Origin of the sequence: Tundrisphaera macrotermitis (assembly GCF_051175315.1) — a bacterium.
Taxonomy (GTDB): Bacteria; Planctomycetota; Planctomycetia; order Isosphaerales; family Isosphaeraceae; genus Tundrisphaera.
In genome coordinates this window covers 466,270-484,849 of sequence record NZ_CP195100.1, presented here as the reverse complement: position 1 = coordinate 484,849, position 18,580 = coordinate 466,270, and the positions used below count along the sequence as shown (strand labels likewise).

General features: G+C 62.6%; 28 protein-coding genes. 17 read left to right on the top strand and 11 right to left on the bottom strand.

The features are described 5' to 3' along the window. The first annotated feature begins 2 nt into the window (after positions 1-2). From TA3x_RS02220 to TA3x_RS02205, 4 genes are all read left to right on the top strand, one after another. Positions 3-821, top strand: coding sequence for an ATP-binding protein (locus tag TA3x_RS02220; RefSeq protein ID WP_435018470.1), 819 nt, complete (start codon positions 3-5; stop codon positions 819-821). A 35-nt stretch (positions 822-856) separates the two neighbouring features. Further along, positions 857-1,399 (top strand): DUF669 domain-containing protein, encoded by a 543-nt coding sequence (locus tag TA3x_RS02215; RefSeq protein ID WP_435018469.1) that lies wholly within the window; start codon positions 857-859, stop codon positions 1,397-1,399. A 37-nt stretch (positions 1,400-1,436) separates the two neighbouring features. Beyond that, positions 1,437-2,399 (top strand): oxidoreductase, encoded by a 963-nt coding sequence (locus TA3x_RS02210; protein WP_435018468.1) that lies wholly within the window; start codon positions 1,437-1,439, stop codon positions 2,397-2,399. Between the two features lie 314 nt (positions 2,400-2,713). Beyond that, positions 2,714-4,339 carry a DEAD/DEAH box helicase family protein gene (locus tag TA3x_RS02205; RefSeq protein ID WP_435018467.1) on the top strand — a complete coding sequence of 542 codons (1,626 nt, stop codon included), beginning with the start codon at positions 2,714-2,716 and terminating at the stop codon, positions 4,337-4,339. Here TA3x_RS02205 and TA3x_RS02200 read toward each other — a convergent pair. The 6 genes from TA3x_RS02200 to TA3x_RS02175 all read right to left on the bottom strand — a co-directional run bounded on the left by TA3x_RS02200 (position 4,326) and on the right by TA3x_RS02175 (position 5,863). Further along, on the bottom strand, positions 4,326-4,691 hold the full coding sequence (locus TA3x_RS02200; protein WP_435018466.1) for a hypothetical protein: 366 nt from the start codon (positions 4,689-4,691) through the stop codon (positions 4,326-4,328). The two genes, TA3x_RS02205 and TA3x_RS02200, sit on opposite strands and share 14 nt — an antisense overlap. Further along, a complete protein-coding gene (locus TA3x_RS02195; RefSeq protein WP_435018465.1) occupies positions 4,678-4,824 on the bottom strand; it encodes a hypothetical protein in 147 nt (48 codons plus the stop codon). The genes TA3x_RS02200 and TA3x_RS02195 overlap by 14 nt, the downstream gene beginning before the upstream one ends. Beyond that, entirely contained in the window at positions 4,821-5,102 is a 282-nt protein-coding gene (locus TA3x_RS02190; RefSeq protein WP_435018464.1) for a hypothetical protein, read from the bottom strand. The genes TA3x_RS02195 and TA3x_RS02190 overlap by 4 nt, the downstream gene beginning before the upstream one ends. Positions 5,103-5,129: 27 nt before the next feature. Beyond that, positions 5,130-5,414, bottom strand: a complete 285-nt coding sequence (locus TA3x_RS02185; RefSeq protein WP_435018463.1) for a hypothetical protein — start codon at positions 5,412-5,414, stop codon at positions 5,130-5,132. Further along, positions 5,411-5,584: a hypothetical protein gene (locus TA3x_RS02180; RefSeq protein ID WP_435018462.1), complete on the bottom strand. Its 174-nt coding sequence runs from the start codon at positions 5,582-5,584 to the stop codon at positions 5,411-5,413. The genes TA3x_RS02185 and TA3x_RS02180 overlap by 4 nt, the downstream gene beginning before the upstream one ends. A 78-nt stretch (positions 5,585-5,662) precedes the next feature. Beyond that, positions 5,663-5,863 (bottom strand): hypothetical protein, encoded by a 201-nt coding sequence (locus TA3x_RS02175; RefSeq protein WP_435018461.1) that lies wholly within the window; start codon positions 5,861-5,863, stop codon positions 5,663-5,665. 84 nt (positions 5,864-5,947) lie between these two features. Here TA3x_RS02175 and TA3x_RS02170 point away from each other — a divergent pair, with 84 nt between their 5' ends. From TA3x_RS02170 to TA3x_RS02130, 9 genes are all read left to right on the top strand, one after another. Continuing rightward, positions 5,948-6,187 (top strand): hypothetical protein, encoded by a 240-nt coding sequence (locus TA3x_RS02170; protein WP_435018460.1) that lies wholly within the window; start codon positions 5,948-5,950, stop codon positions 6,185-6,187. After that, positions 6,184-6,525, top strand: a complete 342-nt coding sequence (locus TA3x_RS02165) for a hypothetical protein (protein ID WP_435018459.1) — start codon at positions 6,184-6,186, stop codon at positions 6,523-6,525. Before TA3x_RS02170 ends, TA3x_RS02165 begins: the two co-directional genes overlap by 4 nt. Continuing rightward, positions 6,522-6,671, top strand: a complete 150-nt coding sequence (locus TA3x_RS02160) for a hypothetical protein (protein WP_435018458.1) — start codon at positions 6,522-6,524, stop codon at positions 6,669-6,671. Before TA3x_RS02165 ends, TA3x_RS02160 begins: the two co-directional genes overlap by 4 nt. 4 nt (positions 6,672-6,675) lie before the next feature. After that, positions 6,676-6,798: a hypothetical protein gene (locus TA3x_RS02155; protein WP_435018457.1), complete on the top strand. Its 123-nt coding sequence runs from the start codon at positions 6,676-6,678 to the stop codon at positions 6,796-6,798. After that, positions 6,798-7,034 (top strand): hypothetical protein, encoded by a 237-nt coding sequence (locus tag TA3x_RS02150; RefSeq protein ID WP_435018456.1) that lies wholly within the window; start codon positions 6,798-6,800, stop codon positions 7,032-7,034. Before TA3x_RS02155 ends, TA3x_RS02150 begins: the two co-directional genes overlap by 1 nt. Before the next feature lie 2 nt (positions 7,035-7,036). After that, entirely contained in the window at positions 7,037-7,225 is a 189-nt protein-coding gene (locus TA3x_RS02145; RefSeq protein WP_435018455.1) for a hypothetical protein, read from the top strand. 713 nt (positions 7,226-7,938) lie between these two features. Beyond that, complete coding sequence (locus TA3x_RS02140; RefSeq protein ID WP_435018454.1) at positions 7,939-8,430, top strand: HNH endonuclease; 492 nt, start codon at positions 7,939-7,941, stop codon at positions 8,428-8,430. A 138-nt stretch (positions 8,431-8,568) separates the two neighbouring features. After that, positions 8,569-10,134, top strand: a complete 1,566-nt coding sequence (gene mobF, locus TA3x_RS02135) for a MobF family relaxase (RefSeq protein ID WP_435018453.1) — start codon at positions 8,569-8,571, stop codon at positions 10,132-10,134. A gap of 4 nt (positions 10,135-10,138) precedes the next feature. Beyond that, positions 10,139-10,543: a hypothetical protein gene (locus tag TA3x_RS02130; RefSeq protein WP_435018452.1), complete on the top strand. Its 405-nt coding sequence runs from the start codon at positions 10,139-10,141 to the stop codon at positions 10,541-10,543. Between the two features lie 90 nt (positions 10,544-10,633). On the opposite strand, the gene TA3x_RS02125 is transcribed toward TA3x_RS02130, so the two are convergent. Together TA3x_RS02125 and TA3x_RS02120 are read right to left on the bottom strand one after the other, a co-directional pair. Further along, positions 10,634-11,200 carry a hypothetical protein gene (locus tag TA3x_RS02125; protein ID WP_435018451.1) on the bottom strand — a complete coding sequence of 189 codons (567 nt, stop codon included), beginning with the start codon at positions 11,198-11,200 and terminating at the stop codon, positions 10,634-10,636. A gap of 84 nt (positions 11,201-11,284) precedes the next feature. Further along, the gene (locus TA3x_RS02120) at positions 11,285-11,623 is read right to left on the bottom strand and encodes a DUF4326 domain-containing protein (protein ID WP_435018450.1); all 339 of its coding nucleotides are present in this window, start codon (positions 11,621-11,623) and stop codon (positions 11,285-11,287) included. A gap of 419 nt (positions 11,624-12,042) precedes the next feature. Between TA3x_RS02120 and TA3x_RS02115 the strand changes: the two genes are divergently transcribed. Beyond that, on the top strand, positions 12,043-14,193 hold the full coding sequence (locus TA3x_RS02115) for an RNA polymerase sigma factor (protein WP_435018449.1): 2,151 nt from the start codon (positions 12,043-12,045) through the stop codon (positions 14,191-14,193). A gap of 213 nt (positions 14,194-14,406) precedes the next feature. Further along, the gene (locus TA3x_RS02110) at positions 14,407-14,691 is read left to right on the top strand and encodes a hypothetical protein (RefSeq protein WP_435018448.1); all 285 of its coding nucleotides are present in this window, start codon (positions 14,407-14,409) and stop codon (positions 14,689-14,691) included. A gap of 77 nt (positions 14,692-14,768) precedes the next feature. Here the strand turns inward: TA3x_RS02110 and TA3x_RS02105 are convergent, their stop codons facing one another. Further along, the gene (locus TA3x_RS02105) at positions 14,769-14,936 is read right to left on the bottom strand and encodes a hypothetical protein (RefSeq protein ID WP_435018447.1); all 168 of its coding nucleotides are present in this window, start codon (positions 14,934-14,936) and stop codon (positions 14,769-14,771) included. A 507-nt stretch (positions 14,937-15,443) separates the two neighbouring features. Between TA3x_RS02105 and TA3x_RS02100 the strand changes: the two genes are divergently transcribed. Next, positions 15,444-16,733, top strand: coding sequence for a WGR domain-containing protein (locus TA3x_RS02100; RefSeq protein ID WP_435018446.1), 1,290 nt, complete (start codon positions 15,444-15,446; stop codon positions 16,731-16,733). A gap of 163 nt (positions 16,734-16,896) precedes the next feature. Then, a complete protein-coding gene (locus tag TA3x_RS02095; protein ID WP_435018445.1) occupies positions 16,897-17,280 on the top strand; it encodes a nuclear transport factor 2 family protein in 384 nt (127 codons plus the stop codon). A 118-nt stretch (positions 17,281-17,398) separates the two neighbouring features. On the opposite strand, the gene TA3x_RS02090 is transcribed toward TA3x_RS02095, so the two are convergent. Continuing rightward, positions 17,399-17,836: a hypothetical protein gene (locus tag TA3x_RS02090; protein WP_435018444.1), complete on the bottom strand. Its 438-nt coding sequence runs from the start codon at positions 17,834-17,836 to the stop codon at positions 17,399-17,401. Positions 17,837-18,017: 181 nt separating this feature from the next. After that, entirely contained in the window at positions 18,018-18,569 is a 552-nt protein-coding gene (locus TA3x_RS02085) for a hypothetical protein (RefSeq protein ID WP_435018443.1), read from the bottom strand. Positions 18,570-18,580: the final 11 nt, after the last annotated feature.

Below are 18,580 nucleotides of genomic sequence, written 5' to 3'. Positions count from 1 at the left end.
TCATGGCAATATCATTGGCCTCCATTAAACGCGGCGCCTCGGCCACGCCCCCCCGCATCCTGATCTACGGCGTCCAGGGCATCGGAAAGACCAGCTTCGGCTCCAGCGCGCCGGACCCGATCTTCCTGCCCACCGAGGATGGGCTGGGCGTGATCGACGTGCCGAGCTTCCCGCTCGCTCGCTCCTATCAGCAGGTCGTCGAGGCGATGGACTCGCTCATCAACGAGGAGCACGACTTCAGCACCCTGGTGGTGGACTCGCTCGACTGGCTGGAGCCGCTCATCTGGAAGCGCGTGTGCGAGCTGGAACGCGTGAATACCCTCGAGGACATCCCTTATGGCAAGGGGTACGACATGGCGCTGGCGATCTGGCGCGAATACATCGACGGGATCAACGCCATCCGCGACGCCAAGCAGATGATGATCGTCCAGACGGCGCACTCATCGGTCAAGCGGTTCGAGGCCCCCGACACCGACGCCTACGACCGATATGCGATCAAGCTGCACATCAACAAGAAGGGCGAAGGCGCAGGCGCGTTGATGCAGGAGCACAGCGATTGCGTGCTGTTCGCGAACTACAAGACCAGCGTCACGCAGGAAGACATGGGGTTCAAGCAGACGAGGAAGCGGGCGGTGGGGAGCGGGATGCGTGCCCTGCATACCCAGGAGAAGCCCGCCTTCGCCGCGAAGAACCGCTACGGATTGCCGGAGAGCCTACCGCTCGACGGCAACACCTGGGGGGTGCTCGCGCAGCACATCCCCTACCTCAAGCGTTTCCTGCCCGACGCGCCGCCACCGGCGGACGAAGGAACGGAAGCGTAACCACCACCCACCCAACAAACAGAAAGGAAAAGACCATGGCATTCATCGGCCAGGCTATCGATACCAATACCGTCGAGTACAACACCGGGGGCAACCGCGACCCGCTCCCCAACGGCGTCTACTCGGCGGTCATCATCCGCGCGCAGCAGAAGGAAACCAACAAGAAGGACGGAATCTATGTGGAGGCGGAGTTCGACATCACCGCCCCGCAGGAGCATGCCGGACGTAAGTTCTGGGATACCTTCAACCTGATGAACCCCAGCGCCGAGGCGCAGCGGATCGGGCTGGAGCAGCTCGGCAAGCTCGGCAAGGCGGCGGGCATCCCGGTCCTCGAGGACGACCAGCAGCTCGTCGGCAAGGAGGTCCAGATCGACATGTATGTCGGCAAGGAGAAGAACTCCGACCGGATGCGTAACCGGGTCTCGGGCTACTATCCGGCGGGTGTGGACGTGAAGGCGTTCAAGGCCCAGCTCAAGCCCGGGGCTTCCGCACCGGCCGCTGCAACCGGCAACGCACCTGCGGGCCAGTCGGCCGCGCCGCAGGCGGGCGGGCCCTCCTGGCGCAAGCCGGCCGCGTAGAGGGAAAGGCGCGGGGGCAACTCCGCGCCGATCGCCCATGGCAAAGCTCCCCAACCCCGACGAGCGCGACCCCACGCTCGATGCCGCCGATCGCGCCCTCGAGGCCGAGTCGCTCAAGGAACTGCCCCGCGGATATATCGGGATGTCCAGCGTCGGGGAGGCCTGCTCGCGCATGCTTTATTATCGGTTCCGCTGGGCCTGGCGCGAGACCTTCGACGCCGAGACGCTCAAGCTATTCGACGACGGGCACCGCACCGAAGACCTGGTGATCGCGAGGCTGAAGCTGGCGTCCCAGCTCACCGTGGTCGACCGCGACCCCGCCACCGGGGAGCAGATCCGCCATCGCGACCTCGACGGGCATTTCAGCGGCGGCCAGGACGGCGAGATCCTGGGCCTGCTCCAGGCGCCGAAGACGCGCCACATCCTGGAGGTGAAGGCCACAAGAGAGAAGAAGTTCAACGAGCTGAAGGCGATCATCCGCAAGGTGGGCCAGAAGGCGGCCCTCCGGGTGTGGAACCCGGTCTATTACGCGCAAGCCGTACTCTATATGTATTATCGCGGCCTCACTCGCCATTATACCGTTGTTTCCACTCCGGGGGGGCGTGACTGGCTGGGATTGCGCACCGAGGCGGATACGGCCTTCGCCCTGCAGCTCCGCGCCAAGGCCCAGCGGATCATCAAGGCGTCCGAGCCGCCCATCCGCATCGGCTCCTCGTCCGACTGCGAGGATTGCCGCTACTGCAAATTCACCGGCATCTGCCACGACGACGTGCCGCCGTTGCGCAACTGCCGGACCTGCCTTCATTCGACGCCAGTGGAGCAGGGGGGATGGCATTGCGCCCGCTGGGACAAGCCGCTCACGGTCGACGACCAGCGTGAGGGTTGCCCGGTCCATCTTTACATCCCGGGCCTGGTGGCGGGCGAAGTGCTGGACGCGGGTGATTCCTGGGTGCGGTACCGGATGAGAGACGGAAGCGAGTTCATTGACAGCGAAGCATGAGAGGGAATATGGAATGTAAAGCGTATCAAGCGAGCGACCAGATGGTCTGCGACTGTGGTAACAGGTGGGATGTCAACGACTCGCATCCGCCACGCTGCGGGTCGATGGCCATCCAAGGACTGAGAACCGAGCTCGAATGCGGTGTGTTTGAGGCCAGAAAAATCTACGACAGTTTTACGTTGCGCAAGCAGCTTGAAGCAGCTGGCAATCTGGATGAAATTAAAGACGTAATCGCCCGGCTGATCCCCCAAATAGACGATAAAGCGAGAGCTTTTCTCGATAGCTTTATAATTCGTCGGCGATAGCGAGGCGGCGTGAAGATTCTCAGGGATTATCAGGAGCTCGCCACGCAAGCCACGTTCGACTACTTCGAGAAGAAATCGGGCAACCCGCTGGTCGTCGCGCCGGTCGGCGCGGGCAAGAGCCTGCTGATGGCCGAGTTCATCCGCCGGGCCTGCCTGATGTTCCCGGACACGCGGTTCATCGTCCTGTCCCACGATTCGCGGCTCCTCACCCAGGATGCGGCCGAATTGCTCGGCCAGTGGCCGGAGGCGGACATCTCCTTTTATAGCGACAAGCTGGGGCATAAGAACTTATCCGGGCAGGTGATCTATGCCGGCATCCAGAGCATTTACAAGCGGGCCTTCGAGATTCGCGGCACCATCGACCTGGTGCTCGTGGACGAATGCCACCTGATCAGCCCGGAGAACGACACCATGTACCGCCGGTTCCTGGACGACCTCCGGCGGGCCAGCCCGCACGTCAAGGTGATCGGGTACACCGGCACGCCCTTCCGCGCTGGCAAGGGCTTCCTCCATCGCGGCGATAATCCGCTGTTCACGGACATCGCCTACGAGATCCCGATGACCCGGCTGATCGAGGAGGGCCACCTCTGCCCGGTCTTCACCCCGCCCATGAAGACGCAGATGGACACCAGTTCCGTCCCAGAGCGCGGCGGCGATTTCGTGCCCGGCCAGCTCGCCAGGGCGGTAGACAAGGACGAGATCACGCGCGCCTGCGTTGCCGAGATCGTCGAGCACGGGAGGCTCAGGCGGAAATGGCTGATCTTCGCGGCCGGGGTCGAGCACGCCGAGCACATTCGCGACGTGATCCGCGAGCACGGCATCACCTGCGAGGCGGTCCACAGCAAGCTCTCGACGGGGGAGCAGGACGCCATCCTCAAGGCCTACGAGGGCGACGGACTGCGATGCCTGGTGAACGTGGCCCAGCTAACGACCGGCTTCAACAACCCGGCCATCGATCTCCTGGCCTTCATGCGACCGACGCGGAGTCCGGTGCTGTACATCCAGTGCTGCGGCCGGGCGATGCGTACGCACCAGGGCAAGAAGGACGCCGTGGTGCTCGACTTCGGCGGCGTGGTCGAGGCGCTGGGCCCGGTGGACCGGATCGAGATCGCCGACAGGAAGAAGCGTGCCCCGGGCGAGAAGTCGGCCGCGCCGATGAAGGAGTGCCCCGAATGCAAATCGGAGATCATCGCCGGCCTGCGCACCTGCCCGGAATGCGACCATGAGTTCCCGGCCAACCAGACCAGCCTCTCCGCCAATGCCAGCGGAGCAGCGATCCTCTCCTCCCAGATAAAGCCCAAGAAGGTGCAAGTCTACAAGGTCGCCTATTACCGTCACATCAAGGCGGGGAAGCGGGATTCGCTCCGGGTGGAATATCTCTGCGGCGTGTCCAGCCATTCCGAATGGATCCACTTCGAGCGTTCCGGACAGCTGCGCGTGCAGGCGGCCTGGTGGTGGGCGAAGCGGATGCCAGGCTCGCGCACGCCGAACACCGTGGCCGAGGCGTTGGAACTGGCCCCGTCGCTGCCGGTGCCCACCCACATCGAGGTGAAGAAGGTGGGCAAGTTCTGGGAGATCGTCGGATACGAGTTCGGAGAGGCCAGTCAGCCGACTGACTCGGTCAAGGCGGGCTGATATCCGTCAGCCGTATCCGCGTGCCCCAATCGGCCTCCGTGCCCCGCTCGTAGGCCACCGGCGCCAGCTCCACGCCCTGGCGGTTGTCATCCTTCAGCAGACCCGCATGGACGAGGGCATCGGCCAGGCTCTTAAAAAACGCATCCGGATCGGAGCCCCGCTGCTTCGGCTTCAGGATGATCGTCAGCTCCACGAGCCGCTTGCCGGTCGCCTTCGGCTTGCCTTGCGCGTAAGCCCAGATCATCTGCCGGTCGCGCTTCTTGAGGCGGTGGCCCTTACTCCAGTGGCCGCCCAGTAGCTGGTTCACCGTCGCCGGATGCCAGCGGGGGATGGTGATCTCAGTCGCCCCCATCCTCGTCCATGTAGATCTCCACCCCGCAGATCCACGCCATGGCGCAGGTCCAGAGCCCGGCGACCATCGCCAACAGTTCGGCGGGCGTGTCGAGGAAGTCGAAGATCCGGCAGCGGAGGCAGTTGCAGTTCATCGGGCCGCCTCGCCGCCCGGGAGGTCGAGGTTCTCGCGGCTGAAATCCCATCGCGGCGCGGTCCGTTTTGCCGCGGCCGGATACTCGGCAACCTGCGGAGGCCTCGGCCTGCTTCCGCCACGCAAGGGCTTCACCCCCGCCGCGCGGGGGTCGACCTTCCGCAGGTCGGCCCAGGTTTGCTTGACCCAGGGCGTGCTCATAGCGACTGCGGCGGCGATCTCCGCATTCGTCTTCCGCGCCTCCTTCATGGCCAGCACCGTCTCACGCTTCCGTTGCAACGCGGCAATCCTCCGGTTCGTCATGCCCTAATCCATCTGCGGGATGCGGTTGTTGCCCCACCCGACTTGCGGCTCGGCCCCTTCCGCGTAGCGCGCCGGCAATTGCCTGACGTAGAGCCAGGACGGGTTGTGGGCCACCTGCGGGCGTTCGGGCTTGCCCATTTCGCGCTGGATGCGGTTATGCCGGACGATGGCCCGGTTGGTCTTGCGCATGATCTCGTCGAGGGGGTGCCAGCGGCCGTCGATCGTGTTGGTGGCGATGTCGAAGCCGGGCAGGAATTCACGGGCGACCTGCAATGGATCCTCCTTCATGCGGCCGGCTCCATGGCGCGGAGCTTCTGGCGGCGTTCGTGCGCCTTGCTGGCGATGTCGGCCTTGAGCCGCACGATGCGCTTGTCGCGGAAGGAGGGCGGGAGCTTCAGGATCTGCTCGGCCTCCTCGGGGGTGACTTCCGAGAGGGGCCAGGGGTGCGATGATGTCATGGGGAAGGCTCGGCGAGGGGTTTGCCTTCCATAGCGCAATCGGCGTCGGAAAGCAAGCGAATAGATGCGTCGCGGCATTCAGCCTTGCCTCGCCAATCTCCGCTCGTTCCACGCGACCAGCTGATCCCGCACATAGTACACCCGGCCGTTCCACATCCGCTTGGGCGGCTTGTCATCGCCCTCCAGGTAGTAATACAGGTTGCTCCGGGTGAAGCCGCACAGCTTCGCCGCCTCCTCGGCCGTGAGAAGCCCTTCCAGGCTGCTTGGTTGATCGTTCATTAGACGCCTCTGTCAAATTAATGCTTGCGCGCCAGATAATGGCATGCTACAAACAGTGCTGTCAACAGTTACATGGAGGTCATCATGCATACGCACTACACGCCCGCCCCGCGGGAAATAAAGTCCGGCGACGCCGAAGCCCGCCCCGTGCTCTCGCCCTTCCGCACCGCCTGGCAGGAGGTCTGGTACGCGATGCCGTATATCGTGCTCCTCGCCATCATCATCGCGCTCTCGGTCGACCTGGCCATCACCTACCAGGCGGAGGAGACCGCCAGCCGGATGACGGGATGGCATCGCGGGGTTGCGGGGAGTGCGGGGCGATGAGCAGGAAGATAAAGACCTATCCCAAAATCCGCCCCTACGACAAGAAGCCGTTCAGCTTCCACATGAGCGACCGGAACACCATGCTCTGCGTGCTGTTCGTTGCAGGAGGTTTACTGGCCCTGGAGATTGGCGCCGAGGAGCAAAAATCCGACTCCGGCTATTCCGGCGTTCCAAAGGCAGTCAAGGCCGCGCACGCGAAGCCAAAGCGGCTTTCTCCCGAGGACGAAGCGGAGAAGGCGATTAATGATGCGGATTGGGGTGAGGTGTTCGCCAAGTGCCACGCCACCCCCGGCTGCGAACAGCAGGTTGCAGCGATCAAACCAAGGAGGAAGAAATGAAACAGAACGTGATCACGCAAGGCGGGCCCTATGCGGCGAAGAATTACACCCTCGGGGCAGATATTGGCACGGAAACCCTGATTCTCGTTGGCTTGGCGCTCGTTCTTATCGCCTGGATGGCCTCAATGTTCCTTTTCAGGAAATAAGGCCATGGCATTTCAGACAGGCCGCAATCAGATCGGCAATGGCATCAACCGGAGCGCCCTCGCCTGGTTCTACGCCTTCTGCTCCGCCGCCGGGCTCGCCCTCGGCCTGGTGACGGGAATCCGCTGATGTCCGTCCACCCCCTCAACGACCTATCGCCCGTGGCCCAGGCAAAGACGATCCTCACGCAGGCCATGAACGCCGTGACCCTGCTCGAAGGCACCGAGCCGGACGTGCTCACCCGGGTGCGGCTCGGCCCGGGCGAGGGCATGACGGCCGAGGCCGCGATCGAGGAGCTGCGCGAATCCCTCTGGGAGCTGAAGCGGGCGATCATCGCGCAGCGTCGCGGCTACCGGGAGTTCTGAACTTGGCCCACCTCGCCTATTACGTCCTCCTCGCCTTCGCAATCGTCCTGCTGGCCTGCGTGCCTTCCTGCCTCATCCTCTCGGGCGACGGCACCACCTGGACGCGGAAGCTCACGGCGTTGCTCGTGATGCTCTTCGTCGGCTCCATGGCGTGGTCTATGGCACTCCTGCTGGAGAGGACGCTGCCTTGATGCGGAGGCGCTTGACTTGCAGCAGGTGAGGCGGTGTTTCGGGTGATTTTCAAGTCTCAACACCTCAACTAACGGATACCTCGAAGCTTTTAATAGTTACACATCTAATGTTCCTTGCGAAAGTAAGAAGTCTATGCTATCAAATTTAGATGAGAATCTGTAGTGTAAATGGTTGTGGAGTGAGGCATAAGGCGCGTAATTTTTGCCATAGGCATTATCAACAATGCCTTTCAGGTGGCGTGCCTAGAAAACAGTACACTCAGGGAACCCCCGAAGGTCGATTCCATCAGCTGTATCGTGTTGACCCGGGAACACACTGCTGGGTGTGGATCGGTGTTCGACACGAATCAGGACATGGTCGATTCACGATAGGGTTCAAAAGCCATTCGGCGCCGCGATTTTCATTCACGCTTCTGCACGGCCCGATTCCAAAGGGGAGGCGAATTTGGCGTATTTGCGATACAGCCTTTTGTGTCAATCCTCTTCATCTGGACCTAAAACCAACAGTAAGCGAAGAGGCTGAGCAAAGAAGGCAGGCGCTTTCCGTCAAGCGAGAGGAGTTAGCTGCAAAACGAGAGCCCGCAAGGTCGAAACAGCCAAAGGCCAGGAACGGTGTTCGTCATCGGGATAGATCACCAACTGAGCGGATGCTCCCGCCCGCCTTTGACTTTGATCGTGACCTTGAGGGCGTCGATTGGGGAGAGTCGATCTGTATGCTGCTACCCAAGGGGGAATTTACCATAATCGATACGGATCGATTCGAATGGTTCATCCAGCATAAATGGTATGTCGCCAAGACGAACAGAAACCAAATGCCGTATACTCATGGCTCGGTGAACGGGAAAGTGGTCAGTTATCATAGATATATTACGAGCTGCCCTCCTGGACTGGTTGTAGATCACCGTAACAATTACACGAGGGACAACAGACGCTCCAATCTTCGCATCGCCACCACTGCCCAGAATAATTGCAACCTTCGGAGGCTGAAGGCCGGAAGTTCATCATTCAAAGGGGTGCACCTAGAGAAAAAATCGGGCAGGTGGAAAGCAGTTATCAAGCCACCTAGCTACCCCCGCGGCAAGAGGCTCTTTCTTGGAACTTTCGTCGATGAATTGGATGCCGCGCGCGCCTACAACGCGGCGGCAAGGGAACATTTTGGAGAATACGCCTACCTCAATCGGGTGACTTCTTCCACGGCGGTGTAAGGTCGTGACGGGTAGGCCTTTCCACGGTGAAATGATCGGACTCGCGTAGGGTGTACACCGAAATTGATTCTTGCCCGAACCGCGCTTATGTGTAGGATTCCGACGGTCAACTGACTGACCCGCCGGAGCCTATACCCCATGATGAACTACACCGCCTGCACCAGCGCCGAGGGCTGCATCGCCTATTACGGGCACGCGGGCTCTGAGCTGGAGACGGTGGGGGACTGGCAGGGGAAAGACGCCGCCAATCTCGGGCTGTCCGGCCCTGCCGACATGGCCGACTGGCGGAAAGCCGTCCGGGGCAGGGGGCCGAAGGGGGAGAAGCTCTCCCAGAAGGAGCGGGTGAACCGCCGCTGCCTCCACGACATCACGCTGAGCGTCAACAAGCCCACCGCCGTGCTCCGGGCGCTCGCCGACGACTCGATCCGGGAGGTGATCGCCGGAGCCAATGCCACCACTATGGAGCTGGCCGAGGAGCGGATGGTTGCCCGGGTCAGGGGCGTCATGGTCGAGACCGGCTCGATGCTCTCCGCCCCCTTCTACCACGACATCACGCGAGGGCGTGACCCCGGCGACCATATCCACAACACGATCCTGAACGCCGTCTCCTTCAAGGGCAAATGGTTCGCCCCCGAGATGCGACCGGTCGTGGAGAGTTCCGCCTTCCTCACGGCTGCGTTCCACAACGAGGTGGCGAGGGGCCTGCGGGCGAGGGGCTACCAGACCGAGCCGACAAAGGACAACTTTCGCATCGTCGGCGTGCCGGACTCCGCCTGCCGCAAGCTGTCAGCGAGACGTGGGGACATCGACAAGGAGCAGGCGTTGCGGGGCGCGGCCCTGAGCGAACAGATCAAGGGCACGACCGATACCTCCAAGCTGAAAGAGCTGGAAGGCAGGCTCGCCCATATCAGGAGCCCCAAAGGCCGTGCCGCCCTGGCCGTGCTCACCCGCGAGAAGAAGCGGGACGCCCTTGACCCGGCGAAGCTGCGGGAGGAATGGGAGGGCAAGCTCACGGCTTACGAGCTGAACGCCATCGCCGAGACGCATTGGAAGGCAGTTGAGGCGGTACCGGCCTCGCTTCCGGAAAGAGACGCCCATCACCTCGCCGCCGCCCTCGACACCCTCCTCCAGGCCGAAAGCCGCGTGACCGAGGAGCGGCTCATGACGCTGGCCCTCAAGCGGGGCGTCGGCGAAGTCAGTCTGCCCGGCCTGAAGGCCGCACTCCCCGAGCTGCCCGACGTGGTCCAAGGCAACGGCATGGTCTCCACGCAGGCCTCGCTCGACATGGAAGCAGAGGTCATCGACTTCGCCCGCCGCGGCCGGATCGTCTGGGAGAAGCACAAAACCCCCGAGCTGCCCGACGCAGCGAAACTCGCCTTCCCGGCCTTCCACGCGATGGTCAAAGAAGCCGACGAGGCGGGCGAGAAGCTCCGGATCGCGGGCGACGCGAAGGGACTGCCGCCAGGGCATCCTCTCAAAATCCTGCGGGAGTTTACCGGCGTGCGTCCCCCGGGCGAGTCGGAGCCGCGCGCGAAGAAGCCGGTCAAGGTCTCCACGCCCAAGCTGCTCGCGGGCTGGGGCAAAGCGATGAAGCGTCATCTGTCCCTGGTCAGGAAGAAGGCGTTCTGGCGGCAACCGCAAACCGATGGGGTGCAACATGAGCTCCGCACGCGACAGGCTGCTCGGGAAGGCATCGAGCGATAACGGGATGGGGCATGTCGAAAACCTGAGGCCACTGGAGGCCGTGCCCAGGGCAGACGACGGCGAGGGCGTCTCGCTCGACAAGGGCAAGCGGAAGGCGTTCATCGAGTTCGTTCAGAAGAACGGGCGGTCGCTCTCGATCCCGTACCACTTCATCGACGACGTCGAGGCGGACTTCCCGCACTACCGCAAGCTGGTGATCGTGTTCGTCAAACGCGACCTGGTGACGGTGACGCTGGAGGCCGGGGAAGGGGGGACTTTGAGAGCGTTGCACAAGCGGATCAAGGCCCAGATGATTGGGCAGGTGATCGAGCGGGATGGGTTGAGGGAGAAGGGGGCGGGCGGGACGATGGATGCGAACGGCGACGAGTTCGCGGTGGCGGCGATGCGGATTGATGTGAAGAAGGGTTGAGCGAGCGGGACGCGAGCGCGCGACGGATTTTTTGGGGTGAGTTAGATCGCTGACTTGGGTGGCGGCGGGGTGGCATGCCCCGCCGTTTCCTTATGTACGAAACCCGCGAGCTGCGTAGTCGGCGAAGTGGTAACCTTGCTCCACCTCCCATTTGACATAAAGCCCGGTGAGGCGTTCCATCTCCGCTGACGATAGGCTGATTGCGCAAGGCTCCGAGTAATCGAAAAATGTGCCGTCAACCTCGACATCGAACTTGTAGTGGATCTGAATGGGGTGAGGGCGTTCATATTCCCTATGCAGTCTGACCCGCACCCGCACAGACTCCAAATCCTGATTTATGAGTCGATTTCCACAAGACCAAACCATCGAGGCTGTGTCGGCGACGGCATCGAAATAAGGTGAGTGGTTATGGAAACGATGTTCAAGCCATTCCTCGTAGCTGAATGGTTCGCCCGGCTTCTTCGCACTTATACCAGCCCATACTCGCCTAAAATCGGCTAATTTCTTCGCAACCCTTGATTTCCCGCTGCTCGTATCGCGTTTAGCCTGATAGGCGGGAAGAGAATCCAGATTGAGCAGCACGTCAATGGCAGGAACTTTCGTTCCATCTGGCATTTTGTAAACGAAATTTACCGCTTGGCTTTGCTGTTGCCCCATGGTAATGCTTCCTTGCTGTATGTGTTGAGGCCGGGCGTCCACCCGGCCTTTTCGTTGTATCACGCTCGCCCCTTCGTGCAAGCGTTAAGTTGCTGAGCCGGAAAGGGAAACGGTTTCGCTGGCAGGCTCACTTTCAGCCTCTCGGCAAATCAACACGCCCTCGTTCGCCAGCCGTGACAACACGTCGCCATGACACGCCTGCGGAGCGCACCAGCATCCCAGCACCTTGCCCCGTAGCTCGGGCAATGCCGCCATCAGACCAGACTGACGCTTGAGCCACGCCTCGTATTTAGCAATTACCTGCTCTCGCGTCCCGTCTTTGCCGATTGAGAACGGGTTGCCCCATTTGCCCGGACGCCCGATGTAAACGTCGAACGGCTCGCGCTTGCAGTGGACGATGTGATTTTGAACGTTGTAATTCATGGTGCTGGCCTTTCAGGTGGGTTGTTGATAGCGAAGTTCAGCGGCGGGTAGCACGCCTGAACTTCTGCCCGCCTGGCGAAGGCCGGGGGTGAGCCGGAACAGGGGTGGAGCGGAGAGAATCTTGCCCGCGAGGAATGGCGCGAGAGCGGCAGGGGAAGATTGTCGGAGCGGAAGCGCAGCCTTGCCCCTTGGAGGCGAGGGGGCGGCTGCCACCTGGTTCGCGTCAGGTAAGCGGAGGCGGCGTCAGCCGGTCGCCCGCCTGGGCGACGGAACCCGGAGCACGCCGGCCCCCGCTCGCGGGGGAGACGCCCGGTCGGTAGTTTTGGTTTGGAGTCGCCGCCAGATTTTCAAGAATCCACGGAAGAGATCGCCGGCTCGCCGCATGGTAGGGATGGAGCGAATCACTGGAGGAGCGGTTCATGGCGAGCGGATATTCGGGCGACCAATTGCGGCATCTCGGCGTCCTGTTCGGCTCGGGATCGGTCGCGGGCATGTCGGACGCCCAACTGGTCGAGCGGTTCATCTCGTCGCGTGGCGACTCAGCCGAGATGGCCTTTGCCGCCCTCGTGGCCCGCCACGGTCCGATGGTGCTGGGAGTTTGCCGCCGCATCCTCCGCGACGAGCAGGCCGCCGAGGATGCCTTCCAGGCGACCTTCCTCGTGCTCGCCCGCCGCGCCGGTGCGATTCGCGTCCAGGACTCGCTCGGCCGGTGGCTCTATGGGGTCAGCCGCCGCGTCGCGGGGAGGGCCAGATCCGCCCGGGGTCGGACTTCCTTTGCCGTGCCGGACCCTGACGGCCCGTATTCCGAGTCGCCAGATGCGGCCGAGATCGCTGAGTTGCGAGGCGTCCTCGATGAGGAAGTCGGCCGTCTTCCCGTCAGGCTGCGGGAGTCGGTCATCCTCTGCTTGCTCGAGGGCCTCACCCTCAAGGAGGCCGCGTCCCGCATGGGCTGCGCCGACGGCACCGCTGGCAGCCGGCTGAGCAGGGCACGCGACATCTTGCGCTCACGCCTGACAAGGCGAGGCTATTCCCCGGCGACTTGCACGCTGGGCCTGTCCGGACTCCAGGCGACCACGCCTTTGGCACTCATCGAAACGACGGCCGCGCTGGCGACCGGACGCCTCGCCCTGGCAATTCCGACCGCGGTCAGCCTGCTGGTCCAATCCACGTTGAAGGAGATGGTGATGGTCAAGTCTCTAGCAGCGATGCTCATAGCAGCCGGGAGCCTGTCGGTAGCCGGGGCGATCCTAACGTCACAGGCGGCTGATTCGGACACGCCTGTACCGGTCCTCCGGGGGAAAATCGACAACTCGGCCCCGAACGCCGTCGCTCTCGAAAAGCAAATAGAACCGGCCGCGAATGCAGCGGACCGCGAACGAATCCGGCAGTTGATCGAGAGCCTCCGAACTTTGAACATCGACCGGGAGAATATATGGGGTGTGGCTATGCGAGATCTGGCGGCGATCGGGAAGCCTGCCGTCTTGCCGCTGATCGAGGAACTCGATCGCACGACCGAGAATCGGCCGCTCCGCGCGCTCGGATTTACCCTTCGGGCGATAGGCGACCCACGGGCGGTACCGGCATTGATCCGGGCGATCCCAAGGACGCTTGTCGATGAGGGAAGCGATTACGGTCTTAAAACGACGAATGATAAACTTCTCGAATTTCTGCAACGCCACGATTTGAGCAAGAAAGATGAGGGTGATGAATTCAGCTTTGGGATGCCATTTCGCGAGATCATGGGCGCCTTGCAAGCGATAACCGGCAAACGGTTCGGCGAGGATCAGTTGAATCATATCAGCCTCGACGGAGGCGAATTACAGCGACGACTCCAGCGTCAGCTTTTCCACGAGCTGGCCCTGCGATGGGCCAACTGGTGGGAAACGGCCTGGATGGATTTTACGGATGATCCTGCCTTCTCCAAAGTGGGTTTGCCTACCTTTGCCGCCCTGCCCAAGGCTGAAACGCCAGTTGGCCAGCTATTCCCGACCGGCGAGAAGGTCAGGGACTCGAACGCTTGGGTCGGGGTAATCATCGGCCCCCCTCAGCCCCTGGACCACTTGGTGACATTTAAGGACCTCGATACGGGTCGGGAATCCAAATGGACTGATGGACTAGGGGACGCTAAGACAACCGCAGCAGAAACCGTTGCCGCATGGGCGGCCAAAGGCGGATTCGACCTGGAGGGTGCGGAGTACCGGCCACCGGGTTCTGACCGAGCTTACTTCGCCCTCAGAGGCATCGGTCTTCGCGCGTGGCAGGTAGATGAAAGTGGATTCGGGATGATGGCATCCGGGCTTCGCAGCGGTAATATGCCCGACTTGAGCCGCCCGGCGGGCGAGTATCTCATGTACCGCGACCCGAAGACCGGCCTCTACAACCCGGAGAAAGAGGCGACGTTTCTATTCATCACGCGCGAAGGATTGGCTGGCATACTTCAGGTTACTGATCAAATCACTGAATTGTTCCGACCCGAAGACTTCGGGAAACCAGTCCAGGAACATACGAACCGAGGCTTCTATCGGGGTGTCCGGTTTAGCTACAAAATGATTTACGAGCAGGGCAAATAAGGGGGCGCGGGAGTGTGGAGTGCCGCAGGAAGGCATCGCCCTTGCCTCACTTTCCAATCGAGCCTTCAGGGCCGGCAGAGATGCGGCTGACGCTATTTCACTTTAAGAAGACCATCGCGCGGCTTCTCGCTAGTCACGGCGAGCTTGGTCACGACCTAATGGATTATCGGGCCAGGTCATGATCCGCGCATAACCCAAGCCTAAAGGCCGATCATGAAGCCACCACGTTTGTCGATCCGCTACCTAATGCTCGCCCTGGCATTGCTTGCCATTGTCCTGGGTGTTGCACGGCAGAAGATGATCGTGGCCGAGCGTACGCGGCTGGCCTTGCTGCGATCCGACCTCGCCCGTGCCGAGGAACGCGCCAAGTGGAGCAGGGCGATGCAGAAGAAGGGCTATGTCTCGCCCGCCTCGGCCCAGGCGGATCAGGCCCGCCTATCGGGCATCAAGCAGGAGATGAAAGAATTCAAGCCGCTGTTGGTCGACCCGGCGAAGTGATGCGCCAATCTCGGCTGTGGGCAGTGCGGCCAACACCTCGACCAGGCGGGCATGGAACTCGGCCTCGGACACGATCCTCACCGGGGCGTCTCCAACAGCGCCCGCACCTGCTCCGCGGTCGACCGACGCTTGATGCCGCGCTTCATCTGGAGCTGCACGGCCCGCTCGGTGACGTGGAGCCGCGCGGCCATGGCCCTGGTGCTGCCGAGCTGGTCGCGGATAGCTCGGACTTCGGTAGGGGTCATGCGGCCCCCGCTCCGTTTTCCCCTGATCGAGGGATGAAGAGGATCCTGTCGGGCTGGCTCTGACGGGCTGCATAGGCATGCCAAGCAGCAATCGCGCCTTCCTCACTCTCGAAACCCCGTTGATTGCCAGGCGGCCAGATGATTCCCGCCCATGCCGGAATGTAGTAAGGCTCCTCGGCCTGAACAGGCAACCCGTATCGCTGGATACGCCATTTACCGTCAGGAGACTGAGAAACCCGGATCGTTCCGATAAGGAATTCGAACTTCGGTTCGGGCCGTTGTGGTGTTGAGGGCTTATTGCGTCTCCAAAACATCGATATAGCCTTTCCATTCCGCCAGGCATCATCGCCTCGCCCCTCCTGCATGGCGCCGAATAATCTTCGGATCAAGCACTTTCCGTCACTCCTAAGACATTAATGCCGATTCTTTTAAGCGTATTGCCTCCCGTCGTCCCCCGTGGCAGAATCGTCGCCGGTTTCCCCAGAGACAAGGCGGCCGGGGTTCACGATGAAAGAGCTGACCGAAGACCAGCGGGCGAAGTTTGAGGAGCTCCGGCAGGCCATCGCCAAGCAGGAACCGGTATACGCCGCCGCGATCGACGCCTACAACTCCAAGGTCAAGGCCGCCTTGGAGGAGCTGAATCAGGCATCCCGGCCGTTCTTCAGCCTTCTGAATCAGGCGAATCGCCTCCACTCCGATATCGAGAGCGCCATTCGTGAGGCGGCCGAAGAGGCAGAGGAGGATGGCCGCGATGACGAAGCCGCTCGGCTTGAGGAATGGGCCGAAGCCTGGGAGGAAATCGGCGGGGGCCTGGTCATCACCAACGCCGACGAGCCGAGGAAGATGAAGCCGCGCAAGCCTCCCATCTCCAAGATCATCGCCAAGCTTCCCCTGCGGCCCGAGGGCGTCGAGGTGCAGCCGGCGGGCGACCGGTCGATCGACCCGAAAGTCCGGGCCTCGGTCGAGTCATCGTGGCGGCGGATCGATGCCTGGCTGAAGAATAACGCCCCGACGCTGGCCGCGAAAATGCACCCAGGTGCGACGCCCGAAGCCATTGCCGAGGCCGAGAGGGCCCTGGCCTTGGAACTGCCCGAGGCCGTGCGGGCTTCGTACCTGATCCACGACGGCAGCGGGGTCATGCGGCTCTTCCCCTCGGGCGACTACCTCTCCCTCGAGCAAATGCAGGGGGAGGTCCGGATGTGGAAGGAGATCCTCGCCGAGACGGAGTTCGACGAGCCCGACATGGAGCCGGTTGGACCGATCCAGCATGTCCACTTCCACCCTCATTGGATCCCGCTGACGAACAGCGGCGGCGGCGACTACACGGTGATCGACCTGGCGCCGGCCGAGGGCGGCAAGGTCGGGCAGCTGGTCAACTTCAGCCACGAGACCGGGCCGGAGAACCTTGCAGCCGCCGGGCTCGCCGCGTACCTGGCCTATCTCGCCGACGGCCTGGAAGGTGGAGCCGCGACGATCGGTGAGGACACGTATCTCATCTGGAACGACGAGCGTGACACGCCCCGGTCGGGCTACGTCCTCCCCGCGGGCGCATCCGCTCCTGCCTCAACGTCCGATGGGGCATCCGGGAAGCGTTATTTCGAGTTCACCAGTGAAGGCTCGGGCAAGTTCTGGGAGGTCGCCTGCGAGGGCAGCGAGATGACGACCCGGTGGGGCAAGCTCGGCTCCAACGGCCAGGCGAAGACCAAGACGTTCGACAGCCCCGAGAAGGCGGCCGCCGAGACCGCCAAGATCATTGCTCAGAAGGTCAAGGAAGGGTATGTCGAGAAGAGCAGGTGAGCGGGGTGGACAGTCGATCGGCGGATGGCTGGGCTCGCGGCTCGGCATTGTGTCAATCAAGGAAGATGCTGTTCGGGGTCGCGAGCATCAGGCCATCGTTCAAAATACCACCACGCCCGACTCCAGCAGGTAATCACCCCGAACGGAAAGAACCTTCACCAACATGCCCGACCACCCCTCGCCCGAAATCGACCTGCTCCACGCGATCTACGCGGCTTTCAACGCGCGCGACATCGACGCCGCGGTCGCCCTCATGACCGACGACGTGGCCTGGCCGCGCGCGTTCAAGGGCGGCTCCGTCCTGGGCCCGCAGGCTGTGGGTGCCTACTGGGCCGAGCAATGGGGCGAGATCGACCCCCACGTGGAGCCGGTGGCCTTCCATCCGGAGGGCGACGGCCGCATCCTGGTCGACGTGCACATGGTGGTGCGCGACCTGGCCGGGGCTGTGCTGGCCGATGAGCTGGTGGGCCATCGCTTCACGTTCGAGCGCGGCCTGATCCGGGGGATGGAGATTTGTCCGGTTGCGGGGTCCGATGGGGCTGGGTGAGGTGGTTTCGGGGCGGATTGCTCGAAGCTCGGCGTATCGCCCAGCCTCAGAGCCGGAACGGCATTGAAACGCCGCCCCGGCCCTGGTGCCTTTCGGCTGCACGCATCTATCACGAACGTTACTTCACCCGCTTCCAAGTCTCGGTGAACTCGGAATCCAGGCCGGTCTGCTTGTAGACGTCGCCCTCGACGCTGATCTTGAACTTGTGCGTCTGGCCGATCATCGCGGCCGTGTTCTCGTTGGCGAAGTCGACGGTCCCGGCCATGGTGTCGCCGTCCAGCGTGTAGCGGCCGCCGTGGTGGAAGATGACCTTGCCGGTCTTGGGATCGGGCTGGGTGATCATCCAGTGGGTGCCGGTGAAGAACTTGAGTCGGCTGCCGACCCCGGACGGGCTGCCCGGCGTCTTCGCCTCTTCCAGGGTCCAGGTCCCGATCAGATCCTTGGCCAGCTTGGCATCGGCCTGTTTCGGCTCCTCGGCGCGGGCCTGGAGCATGACCGCGATCAGCAGGCCTGCCGCGATGAAGATCGCGGCGCGCCGTCCTTTGAACTTGCCCACGAGTTGTCCTCCCAAGCTGGAGAGAAGAGGGGGAATGCCGCCCGATTATGGGCGGCTCGGGGACAAGCGTAGTAGAACCGCGGCGATCCGGCCAGCCTCTTCCGACGGGCCGTATCAGAGGAGCTGCCGAACGCAAGAGGTTCAGCTTTCTAGCGGTCCGTGAGCTGACGCGAGGCCGCGATCAAACGGGAGCCGGCTCCCCCAAGGGCACGTCACCCTCCAGCTCACCAACAATAGCCGCAACCAGTTCTTCCGACTCGGCCAGCAGGAACCGGGCGGTCTCGCCAGCGATCGGGTATGCCTCCCAGTAAGGCTGGCCGACGTAACCCAGCACGTCCCTGGTGTCGAGGTAGACGCTGATGATGCGTTCCGGCTGGTCAGTCCTGCACACCCGGAACCTCGCCGCCGCGCCGCTGAACGGGAACGTCACCTTGAACGAGTAGCCCGGCGGCAGGGTGAGCCAGGGCAGTTCGTCGACGGCCATCATCCCCTCGGGACCAAGCAGAAGGCTTCCGAGCTCCCGCGAGAGCCGCATCGCGTCGAACGAGGATGGTAAAGCCGGGGCGCTCGCTACAGGCTGTACCGGCGTTGCGTCCGGTATCTTGGGCTCGAACGTCGCCGTGTATTCCCGGCCCTCGTACTCCACCGTCGCCCTGACGGATTTTGCTACCCCGCTCGCAATGGCTTTGATCGCTTCTTCAAGGCTCTCGACCCCTTGTATTTTTCTCCACATGTCACCTCTCT

Excerpts from the sequence above, each read along its gene's own strand:
- TA3x_RS02110 (WP_435018448.1), top strand. The coding sequence starts at position 14,407 with ATGAAGCCACCACGTTTGTCGATCCGCTACCTAATGCTCGCCCTGGCA.
- TA3x_RS02195 (WP_435018465.1), bottom strand. The coding sequence starts at position 4,824 with ATGAACTGCAACTGCCTCCGCTGCCGGATCTTCGACTTCCTCGACACG.
- TA3x_RS02220 (WP_435018470.1), top strand. The coding sequence starts at position 3 with ATGGCAATATCATTGGCCTCCATTAAACGCGGCGCCTCGGCCACGCCC.
- TA3x_RS02160 (WP_435018458.1), top strand. The coding sequence starts at position 6,522 with ATGAAACAGAACGTGATCACGCAAGGCGGGCCCTATGCGGCGAAGAAT.
- TA3x_RS02150 (WP_435018456.1), top strand. The coding sequence starts at position 6,798 with ATGTCCGTCCACCCCCTCAACGACCTATCGCCCGTGGCCCAGGCAAAG.
- TA3x_RS02215 (WP_435018469.1), top strand. The coding sequence starts at position 857 with ATGGCATTCATCGGCCAGGCTATCGATACCAATACCGTCGAGTACAAC.
- TA3x_RS02095 (WP_435018445.1), top strand. The coding sequence starts at position 16,897 with ATGCCCGACCACCCCTCGCCCGAAATCGACCTGCTCCACGCGATCTAC.
- TA3x_RS02085 (WP_435018443.1), bottom strand. The coding sequence starts at position 18,569 with ATGTGGAGAAAAATACAAGGGGTCGAGAGCCTTGAAGAAGCGATCAAA.
- TA3x_RS02105 (WP_435018447.1), bottom strand. The coding sequence starts at position 14,936 with ATGACCCCTACCGAAGTCCGAGCTATCCGCGACCAGCTCGGCAGCACC.
- TA3x_RS02185 (WP_435018463.1), bottom strand. The coding sequence starts at position 5,414 with ATGAAGGAGGATCCATTGCAGGTCGCCCGTGAATTCCTGCCCGGCTTC.
- TA3x_RS02125 (WP_435018451.1), bottom strand. The coding sequence starts at position 11,200 with ATGGGGCAACAGCAAAGCCAAGCGGTAAATTTCGTTTACAAAATGCCA.
- TA3x_RS02170 (WP_435018460.1), top strand. The coding sequence starts at position 5,948 with ATGCATACGCACTACACGCCCGCCCCGCGGGAAATAAAGTCCGGCGAC.
- mobF (WP_435018453.1), top strand. The coding sequence starts at position 8,569 with ATGATGAACTACACCGCCTGCACCAGCGCCGAGGGCTGCATCGCCTAT.
- TA3x_RS02155 (WP_435018457.1), top strand. The coding sequence starts at position 6,676 with ATGGCATTTCAGACAGGCCGCAATCAGATCGGCAATGGCATCAACCGG.
- TA3x_RS02180 (WP_435018462.1), bottom strand. The coding sequence starts at position 5,584 with ATGACATCATCGCACCCCTGGCCCCTCTCGGAAGTCACCCCCGAGGAG.
- TA3x_RS02120 (WP_435018450.1), bottom strand. The coding sequence starts at position 11,623 with ATGAATTACAACGTTCAAAATCACATCGTCCACTGCAAGCGCGAGCCG.
- TA3x_RS02200 (WP_435018466.1), bottom strand. The coding sequence starts at position 4,691 with ATGGGGGCGACTGAGATCACCATCCCCCGCTGGCATCCGGCGACGGTG.
- TA3x_RS02140 (WP_435018454.1), top strand. The coding sequence starts at position 7,939 with ATGCTGCTACCCAAGGGGGAATTTACCATAATCGATACGGATCGATTC.
- TA3x_RS02210 (WP_435018468.1), top strand. The coding sequence starts at position 1,437 with ATGGCAAAGCTCCCCAACCCCGACGAGCGCGACCCCACGCTCGATGCC.
- TA3x_RS02100 (WP_435018446.1), top strand. The coding sequence starts at position 15,444 with ATGAAAGAGCTGACCGAAGACCAGCGGGCGAAGTTTGAGGAGCTCCGG.
- TA3x_RS02175 (WP_435018461.1), bottom strand. The coding sequence starts at position 5,863 with ATGAACGATCAACCAAGCAGCCTGGAAGGGCTTCTCACGGCCGAGGAG.
- TA3x_RS02115 (WP_435018449.1), top strand. The coding sequence starts at position 12,043 with ATGGCGAGCGGATATTCGGGCGACCAATTGCGGCATCTCGGCGTCCTG.
- TA3x_RS02130 (WP_435018452.1), top strand. The coding sequence starts at position 10,139 with ATGGGGCATGTCGAAAACCTGAGGCCACTGGAGGCCGTGCCCAGGGCA.
- TA3x_RS02165 (WP_435018459.1), top strand. The coding sequence starts at position 6,184 with ATGAGCAGGAAGATAAAGACCTATCCCAAAATCCGCCCCTACGACAAG.